The following is a 16,407-nucleotide window of genomic DNA, read 5'->3' as shown; positions in this document are numbered from 1 at the left end:
GCTCTGTAATCGTTTCACCGATACGCTTACGGCATTGTGTCGCTCTCGGATCGCACTCGCTTTCGTGTTGAGCAGTCAGCCTTGTTGGGGATATGCTGTTATGACTTTATTTGCTACATCCCTGTTAAATTTGCTGCGTGTAGGTAGCTTAAGATAGTTCTCCATATCTTTTTCCCAAACTTAATTTACTCTATTTCCCAAGCTGCCTGAAAAAAGTCTCTTTCGCACAGCATGGCGTAGCGATAGGTAGCTTCTACTTCCGGCGTAGCTTCTGCGTAGCGATCGACCAAACTTTCCAGCCGTTTTGCTAAAATCTCAAAATCAGGGCTGCTATAGGTGGAAATCCACTCGCTAAAGGCGTGTTCCGGTATATTAGGTTTAGCTAGCTGCTGTCCCAAAAAAGCATACAACCGCAAGCAAGGAGTCATGGCGGCTGCTGTCAAACCCACACCGTTTCCCCAGGCTGTGGCTAATAAAAAATCTGTGTAGCGGCGGGTAGCGATTCCCGGTTTAGCCTCTTGCAAGTTTACCCCCCATTTGCCTGCATATCCTTGATGCAACTGAAGTTCTTCTAAAACACCGCTGCCGAGATTGTGGAGAATTTCAAACCCCTCCCAGTCGGGTGCTTTTGCCGCAGCGATACTGTAAGCGCGAGCGAATGCTCCCAGAAAAAATGCGTCTTGTGCAATGTAATATGCAAAACTATTTGAGGGCAAGCTGCCGTCAGCAATGCCTGTGACAAAGGGATGTTGCAGACAAGCTTCGCTTAAGTCTTGATTTGCTTGCCAAAGATCATTGGAATTTGTCATGCAATTTGGAATGTATGGGTTATGATTGTAATTTTTCTAGTCTGACTAAACATCTATGATAACAAATATTTTCGCTGTGCGTCAGTCTTATGGTGTCTTTTATTTTTCGTATTTAAGAAAATAGATAAGTTTTGGTAAGCTGCTATTTTGTCTGCTGCTGTTGTCTGGCTCAAAGAGCGAAATTACGTGCCGAACCTCTCTCGTGAAGCAGCCAGCGTCGGGAAAAAAGAAACTTTTGATTTAAGGGTAAAAAAGCCGATTTTTAAACAGAAACTGCAATGAACGATACACCTAAATATTCTTTGGTAATTCCTATCTATAACGAACAAGAAAATCTCGCTGAATTGTATCGGCGAATTAGTGCCGTGATGGATCGAATGGACGGCACAGTAGAATTAATTTTAATCAATGATGGTAGCCGCGATCGCTCTCTCGAACTTTTGCGAGAATTGCACGAAAAAGACTCGCGAATTTGTTACCTCAGTTTGGCCCGCAATTTCGGCCACCAAATAGCTGTAACTGCTGGCTTAAACTTTTCTACTGGTCAAGTTGTAGTCATCATGGACGGCGATTTGCAAGACCCGCCAGAGCTAATTATAGATATGGTAGAACAGTGGCGGCAGGGCTATCAAGTTGTTTACGCTCAGCGCACTCAACGCCGTCAAGAAGGTTGGTTTAAGCGGTTGCCTGCTTATATGTATTATCGCATTTTGCGCCATCTTGCTGATGTTGATATTCCCATAGATACGGGAGATTTTTGTTTGATGGATAGGTGCGTGGTGGACGTACTCAATGCGATGCCTGAACGCAACCGCTACATTCGGGGACTGCGCGCTTGGATTGGTTTTAAACAAACGGCGGTTAAGTTTGAACGCGATCCGCGTTTTGCAGGCGAGGTTAAGTATACCTTCAGAAAATCTTTAAGTTTGGCGATGAATGGTTTAGTCTCTTTTTCAAAAGTTCCCCTCCGACTTTCGATTTATATGGGGTTATTTGCTGCATTTATATCTGTGTTAATGGCTTTTTTGATTTTGTATTGGCGGCTTTTTTATCCAAGTTCTGCCTTAACTGGTTTGACAATTGTCATGATGGCGGTTTTCTTTTTGGGTGCGGTGCAGTTGGTTAGTATTGGGATTTTGGGCCAGTATATAGGGCGTATTTACGAGGAGGTAAAGGGCCGCCCGCTTTATACGCTGGCAGAAGTGGCTGGTTTTGGCGATCGCCACCGATCGCCAAAATAATTTTAGCAAACAACAGTTAACTCATCGTGCTTAAATTATCTAATTTATGAAATAATTTAAGATCGTAAAATCTTCTCAAGACTCATGTTTAAACTTTACGAGTATTCCCCCTCGGGTAATTGCTATAAAGTTCGCTTGCTGTTAACTCAGCTCAATATTGCGTTCGATCGCACAGAAATTAATCTTCTCGAAGGAAAAAGCCGCACACCTGAATTTTTGGTCAAAAATCCCAATGGCCGCATTCCGGTGTTAGAAATCGCACCGGGTAAGTTTCTGTTTGAATCGAATGCGATTATGTTTTACTTGAGCGAAGAAACTGAGTTTTTCCCCACGGATAAATTTGAACGCGCTCAAGTCATGCAGTGGTTGTTTTTTGAACAGTACAGCCACGAACCTTTTATTGCTACTTCTCGTTTTTGGTATTTGATAGGGAAAGCACAAGAATATCAGGAAGCACTTCAACAAAAACAAGCACCGGGTTATGCTGCTTTGGGGGTGATGGAACAGCATTTAGCAGAAAATGAGTTTTTTGTGGGCGATCGCTATACAATTGCTGACATCGGTTTATTTGCTTACACTCACGTTGCTGGTGAGGGCGGATTTGACTTAACCAGATTTCCAGCAATTCAAACTTGGATCGATCGCGTCCAGAATCAGCCTCGATATATAAGCATCGCGTCTTAACAAACCTCAATGTGTGAATTACAATGAAGTTTCAATTTAATTACGAATCAAATCAGGGAGATATGAGACTCCATGAAGCAATTGCTGCTTGTGATTTGTCGCGGATACAAGAACATATTGAAAATGGGATTGATGTCAACCAATTGAACTGTAAAGAAGGTTCAACCCCACTAACCGAAGCAGTGTTTTTGGGTCACTTTGAAATTATCAAAATTCTTATCGAAGCAGGAGCAAATTTACAGCAATTCGACTATCAACCTGCAACGCCATTAGGAATGGCTGCTGAACTAGGTAACATAGAAGCGGTACAACTGTTATTGCGGGCTGGAGCTGATGTTAATGCTGGAGGTTTACAAAGTCCATTAGATCGTGCTGTAAGTCAAGGTCATATAAATGTTACTAATATATTAATTAACGCAGGTGCTGATGTGAATTCAACAGATGAAATTGGTTTCACTCCTTTAATGATAGCAGCGCTATCAGGGGATCTTGATGTTGTGCAACTTCTGGTTGAAGCTGGTGCAAATGTAAATGCGGTTGATGAGTATAAAAATACTGCTTTAAGGAAAGCTTCTGAAAACAGTCATCAGGATGTGTTCAACTACTTATATCCGCTAACAAATGCCAAATTTCCCTATATTGATGAGGGAATTCCATTTTAAACGAAATTACTAACAGCTACATTTTGCCCGATTTTGCTCGATCTCCTCGCAGCATCTGCCACCTTCAAAGCGTACAAACTACTGGCATTATCCACGTACAAAGGCGTACCGTTTGACAAATGTTCCCACACCATATCTGTATCTTTGGCAAACAAACCGCGCCGCGTTCCTACTTTGATAGTGCGCCTATTTTTTCCCTCATTAATTGACGGGATTCAGGAGTAAAAACCAGCGTTCCTTCTGCTCCGTAGATGGTAAAAATGTTGTCAGACTGCCAAAAAGTCTCTCCTTTTTCATAAACAGCTTCAGCGATCAAGCCATTGGCAAAGCGCAACTGTGCGTTGCACAAACTAGCTTTGTAGAAATCCGGTTTAGTGTCCCAAAATATGGCATCTGCCGCATCTTGAAGGAAAATCTATAGCACCGCCACCATAATCAAAATCAAGATAATCGGACTCTTGAACTGATTGAGCAACAGTATCAATGCGGTCGATTTGTGTTTTTGTTTGAGGCTGTTTGCGCCGTACTCGCTCAGGCTTTGTTTCGCATCTTGACGGCTTAATTCTGCGGTTTAGAGTGCGTCTGTTGAAGCACCTGAGCTTTGGGTGAGCTCGGAAGAAATTTTGACTGTAAATTAATTATTTTATACCCTATTTTTCTTCTTAGTCTTAATGTCCCGAACTAAAGAAGAACTTTAGGTAAGTTTATAATAAAGCTTGTTCCCTTGCCCTCTCCACTTTCAACCGCAAGTGTCCCTTGATGCGCCTCAGTAATATTTTTTGCTAAAAATAATCCTAATCCCCAGCCGGTTTGCTCCTGGGCAGAAATGGTTCGACGAAATTGTTGAAATAAGATGGATTGAGCGTCTAGGGCGATCGGATTGCCTTCATTATGGATAGTAAGGCTGATCTGCGTTTCAGTTTGCTGGAGTGTGAGTGTAATCGGCGTACTAGGCTCACCGTATTTCACAGCGTTAATTGCTAAATTTTCAATCACCCGCCGTATTTCTTTACGGCTGCAATAGCTCGTGATATCAGAATCACAGACCACAACAAACCGCTCTCCATACGCGAAGTTCAAATCTTCTACCACCTCTTGGACTAGCATCTCCAAATCGCATTCTTCAAATTCAATCTTTAAGCTCTGCCCTGCCCGCAGCCGACTCGCATCCAGCAGATTTTGAATCATCGAATCCAGCCGATTGATCGCACCCAGCATCCTCGCGGCCACATCCGTGTGGGTATCTCGTCGTTCCAGCCGCCGCAGCATCAGTTGAGTTCCCATTTTTACGACATTGATGGGATTTCTGAGGTCGTGAGTTAGCGTCACCATAAATAATTCTTGAATATCTCGCAGCGTTTCGGAGAATTGAGTGGCCGCGTCATTAACGGCTTGCTCAATGGAGCCGATAATAATGTCTCGATCCTGCACTTCCAAAGGTGCTTCTTCTTCTAAAACTTGAAATATTACTTGACGGAGGAGGTGATACTCGAAAATGAGTTGACTCATAGAGTAGTCAGCATACCCCGCCCGTTCATGCCCGTGCAGCTTGCCAATCCGGGTGCTTTCTACCTCGTCGGCTGTGATTCGGGCAGGTGTCCTGACAATTCTGTTTGAGAGTTGATCTACCAGTTGGTTTAAGTACAGAGGAAGGGAATTTTGCAGGGCAAGAGAATTTTGAGGCGTTGATGCACTGACTTCATCGCGCGCCCGCTTCTCCCACATCCGCATAATTTTTTCAGCATTTTGTTTAAGACGGTCAGACGCTTCGTTGGACATCGATTTTGATTTTCTGCATGAGTCCGTGTTGAGAGCTAATTATACAGCAATTTTGAGGTAAGCGAACTACACAGAAGCCGGGTTTCAGCAAGAAACTCGGCTTCTGGGGGGTAGTTTATAAAGGTGGAATCTGCGGTAATTACTGAATTAAACCGGCAATGATATTAATACTCATCGCTACAATTGCGGTATTCAAGAAAAAGCAGAGAATGCTATGGAGTCAAGCTCATCGCCTCAGCGCGAAGTCATCTGTACATCTGAAACTTGACTGGTCATGCCCATAACAAAAGAAGAGTTTGCGTAAATTTTTCAGGTAAGGTCACGGTCGATAGGATTTATTGATGTTTACCTACTTATTGAAGTTTCCACGCAATTAGAGCAACAAGCGCAATCAGACCTAATGCTCTCCGAAAGTAATTAACACCTTGAAATAATTCTTCCCAAGCCCAAGTAAACAACGAGCCAAAGGCTACTAGCTCCAACGCTAAATTAATTTCGCCTGTTGGAACAATCAGCTTTAACAAACTAGCTACAAGCCCGACAATCAGTGGTAGATTTGGCGGCTGAGCTATAACAATATTGCCTTCGCTGTCCCGGAATATGCGATCGAACAATGTACTTTCTGTATTTTCCATGAGTTTCTCCTGTAGATTTAATAAAAGGTATGAATTGAGTTCAATGGCTTACACAACTATTTCTTGATAACGAATCCGAGGCATAATTAGACCCTTCCAAAGAAAAAAGATTGATTAGCCACCACATGAGCTTAGAATTTATCTAGCTATTTTTATCACATCACTTTTCTGATTATCATTAAGTTTTAGATGTTTTTTATAGTAGAATTTAAAAATTTAAATATCCTCTATCGATGGGAACAGTTTTGATTGAAAGGAAATCTATAATTGGACAGATATAAGTTAATTGTGAACAGCAATATGCTTTTTTAAAAGCACATAACTGCTTTCCATTTCGAGTAATTTTTCTAGCTTGAGTTTTTCAATACTTGTTAAATCTGACATTTCACATCGATATTTAAAATTAGAAGGATATCTAACTATGAATTCTACAGAAAGTTTCTATATAACATCCCAAACAAGGATTTTTTTAAGAATTGTTCAGAATAACTTTTTCCACAGGAATATTAGACGAAAATGTTCTGTACAATACCCCCGATCGGGATGTTATACAGATTAGCTCACTGGCTATGACCTCAACTCCCCCGAAGAAACTCCTCGACTTAGCCTGATTTGACTTGTAGGGTGCGTCAGACGAATTTCTACAACGAATATCGAGGGTTTTCTGTTCCGGGGCACCCTACTAAGCTGTTCTGTATCTAAATTAGCTATTGCGAAATCGTGAAACCTTGGCAGTGCAAGCCGGAGAGGTCGCTGGGGTAGCATTGTTTAAATGCAGAACACCTTATATGTGCCAGTTGCGTAAGTCCTATTATTAAACAATCGATCGCAACAATCCACCCTCGACTCGCAAGGCGGCCCCATTAATTGCAGAAGCTAGAGGACTAGCAACAAATGCAACTAATGCAGCAACTTCAGACGTTGTAGCAAATCGCTGAATCAGTGAAGATGGACGAGTCTTGGTAAAAAATTCTTTCTCAACTTGTTCGGGTGAAATATTTTGATCCTTAGCAAGTCCCTCAATAAAAGTTTCCACTCCTTCGGAACGGGTTGGCCCTGGCAATACTGTATTAACCGTGACATGGCTGCCTGCGGTTGTTTCAGCTAAACCGCGACTCAACGCCACTTGTGCTGTCTTGGTAACGCCATAGTGAATCATTTCGGTGGGAATATTCAAGGCAGATTCGCTAGAGATGAAAATAATTCGTCCCCAATCTTTTTTTAGCATTGGCGGTAAGTAATGACGCGAGAGCCGAACACCGCTCATAACGTTTACTTCCAGAATGTTCATCCATTCCTCATCGGAGATATCTTCAAATGCTTGAGAGCCATAAATTCCCAAGTTGTTGACCAAAATGTTGACTTCTGGCACTTGTTGAAACAATAATTCAACTCCTGCTTGCGTTCCCAAATCGGCAGCAATTCCCTGAAGTTTGGCATTTGGGACACTTTGCTTCAGGCGATCGAGAGCCTCGTTTACGCGCTCTGGCGTTCTGCCATTGACAATGACAGTTGCTCCTTCCTGGGCAAGTGTCGTGGCGATCGCTAGTCCAATTCCGGCGGTTGAACCGCTGACGAGTGCAACTTTATCGGATAGTTGGAGATCCATACTTTCTTAAACCAAATAATGTATAAGCGATCTAGGGTTTCAACTTGCTCAAATTATCAAGCAAGTGCCGACTCAATTAGTCGCCACCTAATCCAATTTTACCACCATTTTACCCACATTTGTGCCTTCAAAAAGACCGATGAATGCACCCACCGCTCCCTCGATTCCTGCCACCACTGTTTCCTTGTTCTTCAGTTTGCCAGCTTGGAAATAGCCGCCCACTTCCTGTTCAAATTCACTCTGGCGATCCACCCAATCCCTCACGATTAGCCCTTTCATCGTCAACCGTTTGGTAATCATATTAAATAGATTGGAAGGGCCGGGCTGGGGCTTTTCCTCGTTGTAACCGGAGATGCCGCCACAAGCGATAATTCGGCCGTGCACGCGCAACGCCAAGAGCGCCGCTTCGAGGGTTTCGCCTCCTACGTTATCGAAATAAACATCTATTCCGTCCGGTGCTGCCCGGTTGAGTTGTTCGAGGACGGGGCCTACCTTGTAATCGAAGGCGCGATCGAATCCGCATTCTTCCAGCAGAAACTTGACCTTCGACCCTGAACCGGCTGACCCGATGACATGGCATCCGCGCAATTTCGCTAGTTGTCCGGCGACATTTCCCACCGCACCTGCTGCTCCCGAAACAAAAATAACATCGCCAGCTTTGACCTCTACCAAATTCAACCCAACCCAAGCTGTCATGCCCGTCATGCCGAGGGCACCCAGGTAAACTGAGAGCGGTTGAATCTCGCGGTTGACCTGATGCAAATCTTTTGGTGCAGCTATAAAGTATTCTCGCCAGCCATACTGGGAAGTGACAACATCACCCGGCTTTAATTCCTGGGCGCGCGACTCGATGACTTCGCCGACTGCACCGCCTTCTAGCGCTTTACCTAACTTGAACGGGGGGACATAGGATTTCCCCTCATTCATGCGACCGCGCATATATGGATCTACCGAAATGTAGAGATTGCGAACGAGCACCTGCCCCTCTTGAAGTGGCTTTAGTTCTGTTTGGGCGATCGTAAAATTATCGGCGGTGGGCATCCCCTTGGGGCGGGAGACTAGCTGAATTTCGCGGCTGATTGTATTTGTCATAATTTTCTGCTTATTGATTAGGCTTTCAGAACTCGCTCGATTTGAGTTTTATCTGTTGTTTTTAACATTTACTACAGGCATGGATGCCAAAGATTAGATTTATTTAAGTTCTATTCCTCTGGTTTACTTAATAAAAAAGGCAACGAAAAAGATTGAGATTGCTGCGGCCAGGGCGTGTTTTTAACGCGGAGATCCCCCCTAACCCCCCTTAAGAAGGCTACCGTGTACACACAAGTTGATTCTGAGCTAGTTTCCATCCCAAAAAGATGGATTCAAACTGTCGGAGTCCATGAACAAGGGTAGGCATTCCAGGAGGTGTCTGAGAACTATAACCAGACCAACCCCCAAGTCGAGCAATCAGCCAAGTAGCCCAAGGTAAGGAGGCGGGAGGATAGGGGTTTTGCAATTTTTTCGTGCGCCCTTGAAGAGATGGTTCAATCACAGACAAGCATTGCTGTTGAGAATCAGAGAAAGTCAGGGAAACTGGTAAGTCGGCACGATCGCGCCCTTCAACCATTTGTAGGGTTCGCACGGCAACGCCTAATGCCAAGACAGTGAGACGTTGAATGGCAGCTACGGACTCTAGCTGTGTAGCTTCAAGATTTAATCCTGCTTGTTTCAATGTGGCAAAAAGTTGTTCAATGCGCCATCGCCATCGATACCATTCGATAACTTGTAGTGCTTGTTCTAAACAAACCACCCTGTGAGTTGTGAGTAATCGCCAATGAATCGCTTCTTGCCCTGCCGGAGGATTAACTTCTATAGCTTCGACTGCGTAAAGAGTGATACTGGGTGGATAATCTTGTGCCTTCAATTGATCGGGACGCCGAATCTTAACACTAACACAGCGAATAATGAGCAATGCTTCTCTCGCCGTCCGACCAATGCGTGGGTCTGCTGGTACATCAATTGTATAAGCCCCTTCACAGGGCTGTTCTGTTAAATAGGTATAAAGCGATTGAGATTGTCCTAATAACCGACGGTCTTGACGAACGCGCACCAATACGTGATTATGTTGGTCGGGAACGGTCGCCCATTCCTCATATAAGTCACTTTCGCGGTCACCAATGTGAGTGACCATCTTGGCACCACCCTTAGTTAAACACCGTTGACTGCGCTCGGCGGATGCCAACCATTTGTATGATTCTTTCTGCTCTATTGGCAGATTTTGATAATTGCGTTCATGCTTATTCTTATGATCTAAACCTCTACTCCACAGTTGCACCGTGCTTAACCCTAATGGAAAGCCATTTTCAGCATCCAAAACTAATGTAGGATGTATATAAAAACCCACATCTGTATTGTTGCCAACCACCCCTAATTGTTCGGGTTTTAGTCGGCCTGCGTGGGACTGCAAATTGATTTCACTGCTATCACTGACGGCTAATACGTGCCGTCCTTCTATATTTTTTTGGCAATGCCCCGATAGGCTTTGCACTAATTCCGATACGGTCACGTTTTCATTCTCCAAAAAACGATAGTATCCTACTTGTTCAGCTCGATTTCGGCTGATTTGACGAATATTTACCGATTGATGCTGGTTGATTGCTTCATATAATGCCGCCCCCTTTTTACCAGCCTTGGGTCTCCAAAGGCTGTTCCTTCGAGGAGCGAGGCGTGAATCAGTATGGGATTGTCCACGGTTTATACCTCTCTCACAACATGAGCCTAGTTTACTTTGACTTGTGTGTACACGGTAGCCTTAAGAAGGGGGGAACCGGAAGCGCTCAAAGTCCCCCTTCTTAAGGGGGATTTAGGGGGATCGAGACTGGGCTAAAAGCGAGATCGATCGGGAATTTCAGGCGATTGTGGACACCAATGACCCCCCGTGCCGACCCTCTCCATCCACTTGGCGAGTTGACCAAATCCTAACGATTGACGCTGCTCATATCGGGGTAGCGATCGCCCGCCGCAATTCCTAATGGCAGCGCTTTCCCGAGCTGGTCTAGTTCTTCTTGAGTGAGCGTTACAGCAGTCGCCGCAATGTTTTCTTCTAAATAGGTGCGGCGTTTGGTGCCTGGAATTGGCACAATGTCTTCGCCCTGGGCTAAGACCCATGCCAGCGCCAACTGTCCAGCTTTGATGCCCTTAGCTGCGGCTATCTGCTCAATCTGCTCGACTAGATCCAGATTTTGCTGGAGATTATCGTCTTGAAAGCGAGGATATCGTTGTGCGCGATAGTCTCCCTCAGATAACGTGTCGAGGCTCTTGATTTTGCCTGTGAGAAACCCGCGCCCCAGAGGGCTATAAGGCACAAACCCAATCCCTAGCTCTCGGCAGGTGGGCAAAATCTCGGATTCTGGCTCCCGGCTCCACAGCGAATATTCAGTCTGGAGTGCCGAAATAGGATGTACTGCATGGGCACGGCGGATGGTGGCGCTCGCGGCTTCGGAAAGACCGAGGTAGCGAACTTTCCCGGCTTGGACGAGCTGCGCCATTGCACCTACGGTTTCTTCGATGGGAGTGTTTGGATCGACTCGGTGCTGATAGTAAAGATCGATCGTATCTACGCCCAGACGCTTGAGACTGGCATCACAGGCAGAGCGGACATATTCGGGTTTGCCATTCACGCCTAGAAAGCTGCCGTCGCTACCGCGTACACTGCCAAACTTGGTGGCGATGATGACTCGATCTCGACAGTCTTTAATTGCTTTGCCGACCAACTCCTCATTGTGGCCGAGACCATACATATCAGCCGTGTCGAGGAACGTCACGCCTAGCTCTAAGGCGCGATGAATGGTGGCGATCGCTTCTGACTCATCGGCTATGCCGTAGAACTCGGACATACCCATACAGCCCAGTCCTAACTCTGAGACTACTAATCCTTGATTGCCCAGTTTTCGCTGTTTCATGATGTTTTCCTATTAGTCTAAAGTTCTTGACGTGTCGGACGGATGATGATTTCATTCACATCAAAATCACCAGGCTGCTCAATGGCATCTGCATCAATGGCGATCGCATAAAGAGCATTCATTCCCGCTGCTGTATCTTTATCGCTAATCGCGGTATTCAACTAAGTGGGTGATTGAGTGTGGGGCTTGAAACATTGGGTACTGAAATAAACTAAAATCAGCATTATTCAACCAGCTCAACTTGCTTGTAGCTGGATCAATGTTTGTGTCCCAGCAGCGTCACTAATCCGAACCGCCATCATCACGCCGTTTGAGTCCTGTCCCGTTAAAACTTCAGTTGGTGAATCGATCGTGTGAGCATAAGTCACCACATCTTTACCCACTTCAATCACCAAATCATCTCCCTTTCCAGGGCGATCGTAAACCATAGCCATCAATGGTGCGTCCTTAATCAGTTCTGCATGACCGAGTTCTGAATTAATGGTTTCGATGGAAATAAGCCGCCCGCGATTACCATCTGAAAACTGATCGAAAAATTCACCCCATCGCTCCTGCGGCACAGATTTGTTGATGTCAATTTTGTTCGTCATATCATTCCTTGTGAAAAAATAGTAAAAAGAATCAAAGCAATGGATTAATTATTGTGAAGCCTCGACCTAGGAGAATCGGGTTTCCCTCAACATTCTAAACGTTTGAGGTATCTCGGTTCTTAACGACTGCTGACTCCATCAGTCGTGCGCCCGCTCATTTCAGTCTCGTGGATGCGGTAGATTGCGATCGCTTCTGAACGTCCCTGAGCATCAGTCCAGGTTCGATTGATCGCAGGTGACAGCGTGGGATTGCGGTCTTTGATCAGGTGCATTACCCGATCGATATCTTCCTGCTCAGTCAGGCGCGAGGCTCGACCATTGACGATCGCGCTGCGCCAATGAAGCGGCTCGCGTATTTCTTCAACCTGCAAACAAATTTCTGGATTTGCATCAAGATCGTGAGTCTTCATGCCGATCGTTGTAAACAGGTAAATGTCCTCTTCTTCGAGATAATAGTTCATTGGTATCACGTAGGGCTTGCCTTCGTGTATGCAGCCCAGATGACCGTATCCTACTTTGTGTAGGAGTTCGTGTATTTCTTTTTGCCCCATTTCATCAATATCTAACATTACTATTCTCTAAAAAATTCAGTTGATTGGTAGTATTGAACAGAAATAATCCCAGCTTTACATCTGTCGTTGGATGGAGTCGAGCTGTGAAAGTTAATGAGCAGAGTCAATAGCCTGTTGAGAAAGCGATCGCCTCACAAATCTTCTGCCCGCTTAATTGATGCTTTTTTACCCGCAGCTACGCTAGCAACAACCAAACAGGCCGTGGCTAGGGCGATCGGCTCCAAAGTCTCACCAAGCAGAATTGCCGAAGCCAGGAGCGTCAAAAAAGGTTGCAATAACTGAATTTGGCCTACCCGGGCAACTCCACCAATTGCCATACCGTGATACCAGGCAAAAAATGCGATAAATTGACTGAAAATACTCACATACGCAAAACCGAACCAGGCTATCGGTGATGCTGTCAACCCTTGTTTTAAGACCACAAATATTGTTGGCAAAACCTCGAAAGGAGCGATAATTACCAATGCCCAACTAATAACTTGCCATCCACCTAAAATCTTAGCTAATTGCCCACCTTCAGCATAGGCAAAAGCAGCAGCAATTACAGATCCAAACAAAGCTAAATCGGCGAGCTGAAGGTTTCCAGCACCACTAATAATACCAAAACCGACAACAGTTGCACTACCGACAATGCTAGCCATCCAAAAAGTGACATCAGGGCGATCGCCAGCTCGCCAAACTCCCGCTATCGCTGTTGCTAAAGGCAACAATCCCAACACCACAGCACCGTGGGCGGCAGGTACTTGCTGCATAGCCCAAGCCGATAGTACCGGAAATCCCAAAACAGCTCCCAATCCGACAACTAATAAACTCCGAAATTGCTGTTTTGAGGGAATGGGTTGATGCGTTATCCGCAGAGTAAATGCTGCTAGTATAGCTGCTACTAATCCGCGTCCCAAGCCTACAAAAAGCGGGTCTAAATCGAGCGCAGCGGCTCTGGTTGCCGGTAGTGTCAAGCTGAATCCAACAACGCCCAAGAAACCGTAAATTAAGCCAATATTTTCCGAACTTAAGTGAATATTTTTCCAGTAGGATTTCATTGAATCTCCCATAAAGTCTTGTGTAAAAGTGAAGCTGACCGCGAAGCTGATTATAATATTTAGGATATTTGTGGCTGACCTTAGTTACGATGTGGACAATTGCAGAAAAGATTGAATAAAAATGGACGTAACAAACTTCTTGCAGATGTTCGAGCGAACACCGATCGCCTTACACCAAGACTATTTATGTAGTGTTCTCCGCACGGCGATAGAAATTATACGGTCTGACTCTGGGATTAACTTGGCTGGAAGTCGTTATGGCGGATCGCCTGATTTGCCAGAAGGGTTCGAGTGGCCAACTCACCACTTAGGACTTTACCGTTTCCTCGGTCAGTTTAACTTTGCAGAAATTCCACAAGTTAATACTAATTTGCCTGAGCGCGGACTATTGAGTCTTTTCGTCGCTGATGACCCTGATGGTGAAAGCGATCTTTTTTGGGGAGATCCGGGCTATATTCATGCAGAATTCTTTAGTGACATCACAAAACTTGTTCCTACTATACCGCCTGATGCGGTTGCCAGAGGCTCTAGGTGCACCATCACATTTAGACAGACATTCGATCTTCCCTTTGACGAATATCAAGTTGACGAGTGGCCATTTCAGACAGATGAGCTATGTGCATCTTATGGCGAGCTTCGGAATGCTTTACACCAGAGTGATGATTATCTTCTCGGATATCCATCGCATTGTAGCCTTGCATACGATCCAACTCCGGGATCAGAGTGGATTTCGCTATTTACAGGTCATTCGGATGACGAATTAGACTGGCATTGGCACGATGGTGATAAGCTCATGATCTTTATCGAGATTGAACGACTCAAAAAACACGACTTTTCAAATCTAAGATCGGACGCTGGTTAATAGCCAGTAATCTGTATTCTCTGCGTTCTCTACGGTATATAAAAAAATACTCATGTTGAAACTTTACGAATATTCGCTCTCTGGGATTTGCTACAAAGTGGTTATTTTTTGAGCAGTACAGTCACGAACTTTTTATTGCTACTTCTCGTTTTTGGTATTTGATATCGTTTCCGGTTGCATCGGAATGATACTGAGGACACGGCAGTGCCGTGTCCCTACAATTAATTGGGGTAGGGACACGGCACTGCCGTGTCCTGACTCTGGGTAATATTAATTCCGATGCTACCGGAGTTGATATGACGGGGAAAGCACAAGAATATCGGGAAGCAATTAAACAAAAACAAGCACCGGGTTATGGTGCTTTGGGGGTGATGGAACAGTATTTAGCAAACCATGCTTTTTTTACAGGCGATCGCTATACTATTGCTGACATCGGTTTATTTGTTTACACTCACTTTGCGCGCGAAAGCGGATTTGATTTAACCAAATTTCCAGCAATTTAAAATTGGACAAATCGAGTAAAAGTTCGACCTCGATATATCAAAATAGCACAATTAAATTAAATTAAAATGAGGCTAAATATAGTATACGTCTATAACATTACCGCCACATTTCTTAGTTGTCTAAAATAATCAGTGCTGCGCCTTGACGACTAAAATTTTACGCGGCTGTAAAACACTCGTTAAGCGTATTGCTGGGTCGAAAGAAAACTTTATCGAGATTGAGTTAATGTGGCTGCTCTTCATCTGTTTCAACAATGGTTCGTTTCGTGGCAAAGCCTTTGACAATTATGCCTCGAATCAGTGATACTTCGGCATCCAGGCTTTCGGCGTGGTCTTCGTATTTTGCTGCCGCACTTTGTAAATTGTAATTTCTCATTCGCTCAGACATTTGACGCAAAAACATCACCTTGTCCTCCATTATTCGAGTTGCCGACCATAACGCGTTCTCCAAACTCTGAGTTTGCTCTGCCAGAAATGTATCAGCCGTAAACGAGTGCCCCGTGTGACAGCGAAACCGCAGCGGCTCTGATTTGTCAATTTGCCAGATGCTGCCGTTGCATTCAGGGCAGGTGTAAGTTGTCCGAGTCCCGATCGCTTCTACATTATCTAAAAGCTCCTTAGTATTCATTTGCTGTTCAGCAATGTTAGATTCAATTTCGATCTCTTCGGTCATGGGGTAGGCCTCTTGCTCGGCGGCAGGTTGCTTTGATAACTCCACTAGCAGGTCTGGGATCTCTGCCAGTGGCAGGCAGCGATCGACCTTCACGTATCGCAAGGCACTCGTTGGCATACTGGGGTATTCTGCTTCTTTTGGATCTTGGACGATCGTCACTCCGCCCCGTTTCTTGACTGCCTGTAATCCCACCGTGCCATCATCCAGATAACCAGTGAGTACCACACCCACCACCCTTGAACCATAAGCACGAGCCGCTGAACGAAATAACGTATCGATGGCGGGCCGAAATCTATTTTCTTTAGGCCCGTGCACCACGCGGATTGACCCTTGTTGATTGAGCAACAGGTGATTATCGGGCGGCGCGACGTAGATTCGCCCTTTTTGAATAGCCTCTCCGTCGGACGGGTGAGATGCCGGCAGAGAGCCTAGATCTGTCAGAATTTGGGGAAGAATACTGGGCTTATCGGCTGCGAGGTGCTTAACAATAAAGATGGCAGCATCTATGTCACTAGGCAGATTACCCAAGATCGCGCCCAGTGCTTTGAGTCCGCCTGCCGAAGCTCCAATAACGATAATGTCGTGTCCAGGCATAAATTCCTTTTTTTAGTGACTGAAACCAGCCCAACGTTATGTATGTTTTTTGAATTTTTTAGCACAGCTTGGCTGATGTTTAGCAGCAGTGACAAAAGGGTCGTCAATGCTAAAACCTGCATTCGACAGTGCTTTTAGGAATGAAAATTTAATAACATTAGCGTCTGCTAAATAGTCGGAACTGCACGATAATTCCATTTTGGTAGATAT

At 45.0% G+C, this 16,407-nt stretch carries 20 protein-coding genes and 1 pseudogene; 6 read left to right on the top strand and 15 right to left on the bottom strand.

All coding sequences use genetic code 11. The features are described from left to right. Positions 1 to 185 precede the first annotated feature (185 nt). The gene (locus QUA20_RS24065) at positions 186 to 809 is read right to left on the bottom strand and encodes a TenA family protein (RefSeq protein WP_333191766.1); all 624 of its coding nucleotides are present in this window, start codon (positions 807 to 809) and stop codon (positions 186 to 188) included. Between the two features lie 147 nt (positions 810 to 956). Here QUA20_RS24065 and QUA20_RS24060 point away from each other — a divergent pair, with 147 nt between their 5' ends. From QUA20_RS24060 to QUA20_RS24045, 4 genes are all read left to right on the top strand, one after another. After that, on the top strand, positions 957 to 1,091 hold the full coding sequence (locus QUA20_RS24060) for a hypothetical protein (RefSeq protein ID WP_333191765.1): 135 nt from the start codon (positions 957 to 959) through the stop codon (positions 1,089 to 1,091). Beyond that, positions 1,088 to 2,050 carry a glycosyltransferase family 2 protein gene (locus QUA20_RS24055; RefSeq protein WP_333191763.1) on the top strand — a complete coding sequence of 321 codons (963 nt, stop codon included), beginning with the start codon at positions 1,088 to 1,090 and terminating at the stop codon, positions 2,048 to 2,050. Before QUA20_RS24060 ends, QUA20_RS24055 begins: the two co-directional genes overlap by 4 nt. Before the next feature lie 84 nt (positions 2,051 to 2,134). Beyond that, entirely contained in the window at positions 2,135 to 2,734 is a 600-nt protein-coding gene (locus tag QUA20_RS24050) for a glutathione S-transferase family protein (RefSeq protein ID WP_333191761.1), read from the top strand. 23 nt (positions 2,735 to 2,757) lie between these two features. After that, positions 2,758 to 3,396 (top strand): ankyrin repeat domain-containing protein, encoded by a 639-nt coding sequence (locus QUA20_RS24045; RefSeq protein WP_333191758.1) that lies wholly within the window; start codon positions 2,758 to 2,760, stop codon positions 3,394 to 3,396. Here QUA20_RS24045 and QUA20_RS24040 read toward each other — a convergent pair. The 13 genes and pseudogenes from QUA20_RS24040 to QUA20_RS23985 form a co-directional block, all read right to left on the bottom strand. Continuing rightward, positions 3,393 to 3,551: a hypothetical protein gene (locus QUA20_RS24040; protein ID WP_333191756.1), complete on the bottom strand. Its 159-nt coding sequence runs from the start codon at positions 3,549 to 3,551 to the stop codon at positions 3,393 to 3,395. The genes QUA20_RS24045 and QUA20_RS24040 overlap by 4 nt on opposite strands. Positions 3,552 to 3,565: 14 nt before the next feature. Further along, complete coding sequence (locus tag QUA20_RS24035; protein ID WP_333191754.1) at positions 3,566 to 3,745, bottom strand: hypothetical protein; 180 nt, start codon at positions 3,743 to 3,745, stop codon at positions 3,566 to 3,568. 66 nt (positions 3,746 to 3,811) lie between these two features. Next, positions 3,812 to 3,946 (bottom strand): annotated as a pseudogene (locus tag QUA20_RS32115) (cation-transporting P-type ATPase); the annotation flags it as partial. A gap of 131 nt (positions 3,947 to 4,077) precedes the next feature. Beyond that, positions 4,078 to 5,175 carry a HAMP domain-containing sensor histidine kinase gene (locus QUA20_RS24030; protein ID WP_333191752.1) on the bottom strand — a complete coding sequence of 366 codons (1,098 nt, stop codon included), beginning with the start codon at positions 5,173 to 5,175 and terminating at the stop codon, positions 4,078 to 4,080. Between the two features lie 353 nt (positions 5,176 to 5,528). Next, positions 5,529 to 5,810 carry a hypothetical protein gene (locus tag QUA20_RS24025; RefSeq protein WP_333191750.1) on the bottom strand — a complete coding sequence of 94 codons (282 nt, stop codon included), beginning with the start codon at positions 5,808 to 5,810 and terminating at the stop codon, positions 5,529 to 5,531. Between the two features lie 814 nt (positions 5,811 to 6,624). After that, positions 6,625 to 7,419 (bottom strand): SDR family oxidoreductase, encoded by a 795-nt coding sequence (locus QUA20_RS24020; protein ID WP_333191749.1) that lies wholly within the window; start codon positions 7,417 to 7,419, stop codon positions 6,625 to 6,627. 87 nt (positions 7,420 to 7,506) lie between these two features. Next, positions 7,507 to 8,511, bottom strand: a complete 1,005-nt coding sequence (locus QUA20_RS24015; protein WP_333191747.1) for an NADP-dependent oxidoreductase — start codon at positions 8,509 to 8,511, stop codon at positions 7,507 to 7,509. Between the two features lie 217 nt (positions 8,512 to 8,728). Beyond that, complete coding sequence (locus tag QUA20_RS24010; RefSeq protein WP_333191809.1) at positions 8,729 to 10,057, bottom strand: IS4 family transposase; 1,329 nt, start codon at positions 10,055 to 10,057, stop codon at positions 8,729 to 8,731. Positions 10,058 to 10,379: 322 nt separating this feature from the next. Further along, positions 10,380 to 11,363, bottom strand: a complete 984-nt coding sequence (locus QUA20_RS24005) for an aldo/keto reductase (RefSeq protein ID WP_333191746.1) — start codon at positions 11,361 to 11,363, stop codon at positions 10,380 to 10,382. A gap of 17 nt (positions 11,364 to 11,380) precedes the next feature. Next, the gene (locus QUA20_RS24000) at positions 11,381 to 11,524 is read right to left on the bottom strand and encodes a hypothetical protein (protein WP_333191745.1); all 144 of its coding nucleotides are present in this window, start codon (positions 11,522 to 11,524) and stop codon (positions 11,381 to 11,383) included. A 75-nt stretch (positions 11,525 to 11,599) separates the two neighbouring features. Next, entirely contained in the window at positions 11,600 to 11,953 is a 354-nt protein-coding gene (locus tag QUA20_RS23995) for a DUF5335 family protein (protein ID WP_333191744.1), read from the bottom strand. 119 nt (positions 11,954 to 12,072) lie between these two features. Continuing rightward, positions 12,073 to 12,522 carry a pyridoxamine 5'-phosphate oxidase family protein gene (locus QUA20_RS23990; protein WP_333191742.1) on the bottom strand — a complete coding sequence of 150 codons (450 nt, stop codon included), beginning with the start codon at positions 12,520 to 12,522 and terminating at the stop codon, positions 12,073 to 12,075. Positions 12,523 to 12,656: 134 nt separating this feature from the next. Then, positions 12,657 to 13,565: a DMT family transporter gene (locus QUA20_RS23985; protein WP_333191741.1), complete on the bottom strand. Its 909-nt coding sequence runs from the start codon at positions 13,563 to 13,565 to the stop codon at positions 12,657 to 12,659. A 121-nt stretch (positions 13,566 to 13,686) separates the two neighbouring features. Here QUA20_RS23985 and QUA20_RS23980 point away from each other — a divergent pair, with 121 nt between their 5' ends. Together QUA20_RS23980 and QUA20_RS23975 are read left to right on the top strand one after the other, a co-directional pair. Beyond that, on the top strand, positions 13,687 to 14,427 hold the full coding sequence (locus tag QUA20_RS23980; protein ID WP_333191740.1) for a DUF1963 domain-containing protein: 741 nt from the start codon (positions 13,687 to 13,689) through the stop codon (positions 14,425 to 14,427). A 209-nt stretch (positions 14,428 to 14,636) separates the two neighbouring features. Beyond that, on the top strand, positions 14,637 to 14,930 hold the full coding sequence (locus QUA20_RS23975) for a glutathione S-transferase C-terminal domain-containing protein (protein WP_333191738.1): 294 nt from the start codon (positions 14,637 to 14,639) through the stop codon (positions 14,928 to 14,930). A gap of 223 nt (positions 14,931 to 15,153) precedes the next feature. Here QUA20_RS23975 and QUA20_RS23970 read toward each other — a convergent pair whose 3' ends face one another. After that, a complete protein-coding gene (locus QUA20_RS23970) occupies positions 15,154 to 16,197 on the bottom strand; it encodes a chemotaxis protein CheB (RefSeq protein WP_333191737.1) in 1,044 nt (347 codons plus the stop codon). Between the last annotated feature and the right edge of the window lie 210 nt (positions 16,198 to 16,407).

This window comes from Microcoleus sp. Pol7_A1, from assembly GCF_036701085.1.
GTDB lineage: Bacteria > Cyanobacteriota > Cyanobacteriia > Cyanobacteriales > Microcoleaceae > Microcoleus > Microcoleus asticus.
Note: the sequence above shows the minus strand (reverse complement) of the source record. Positions and strands in the feature narration are given on the sequence as shown.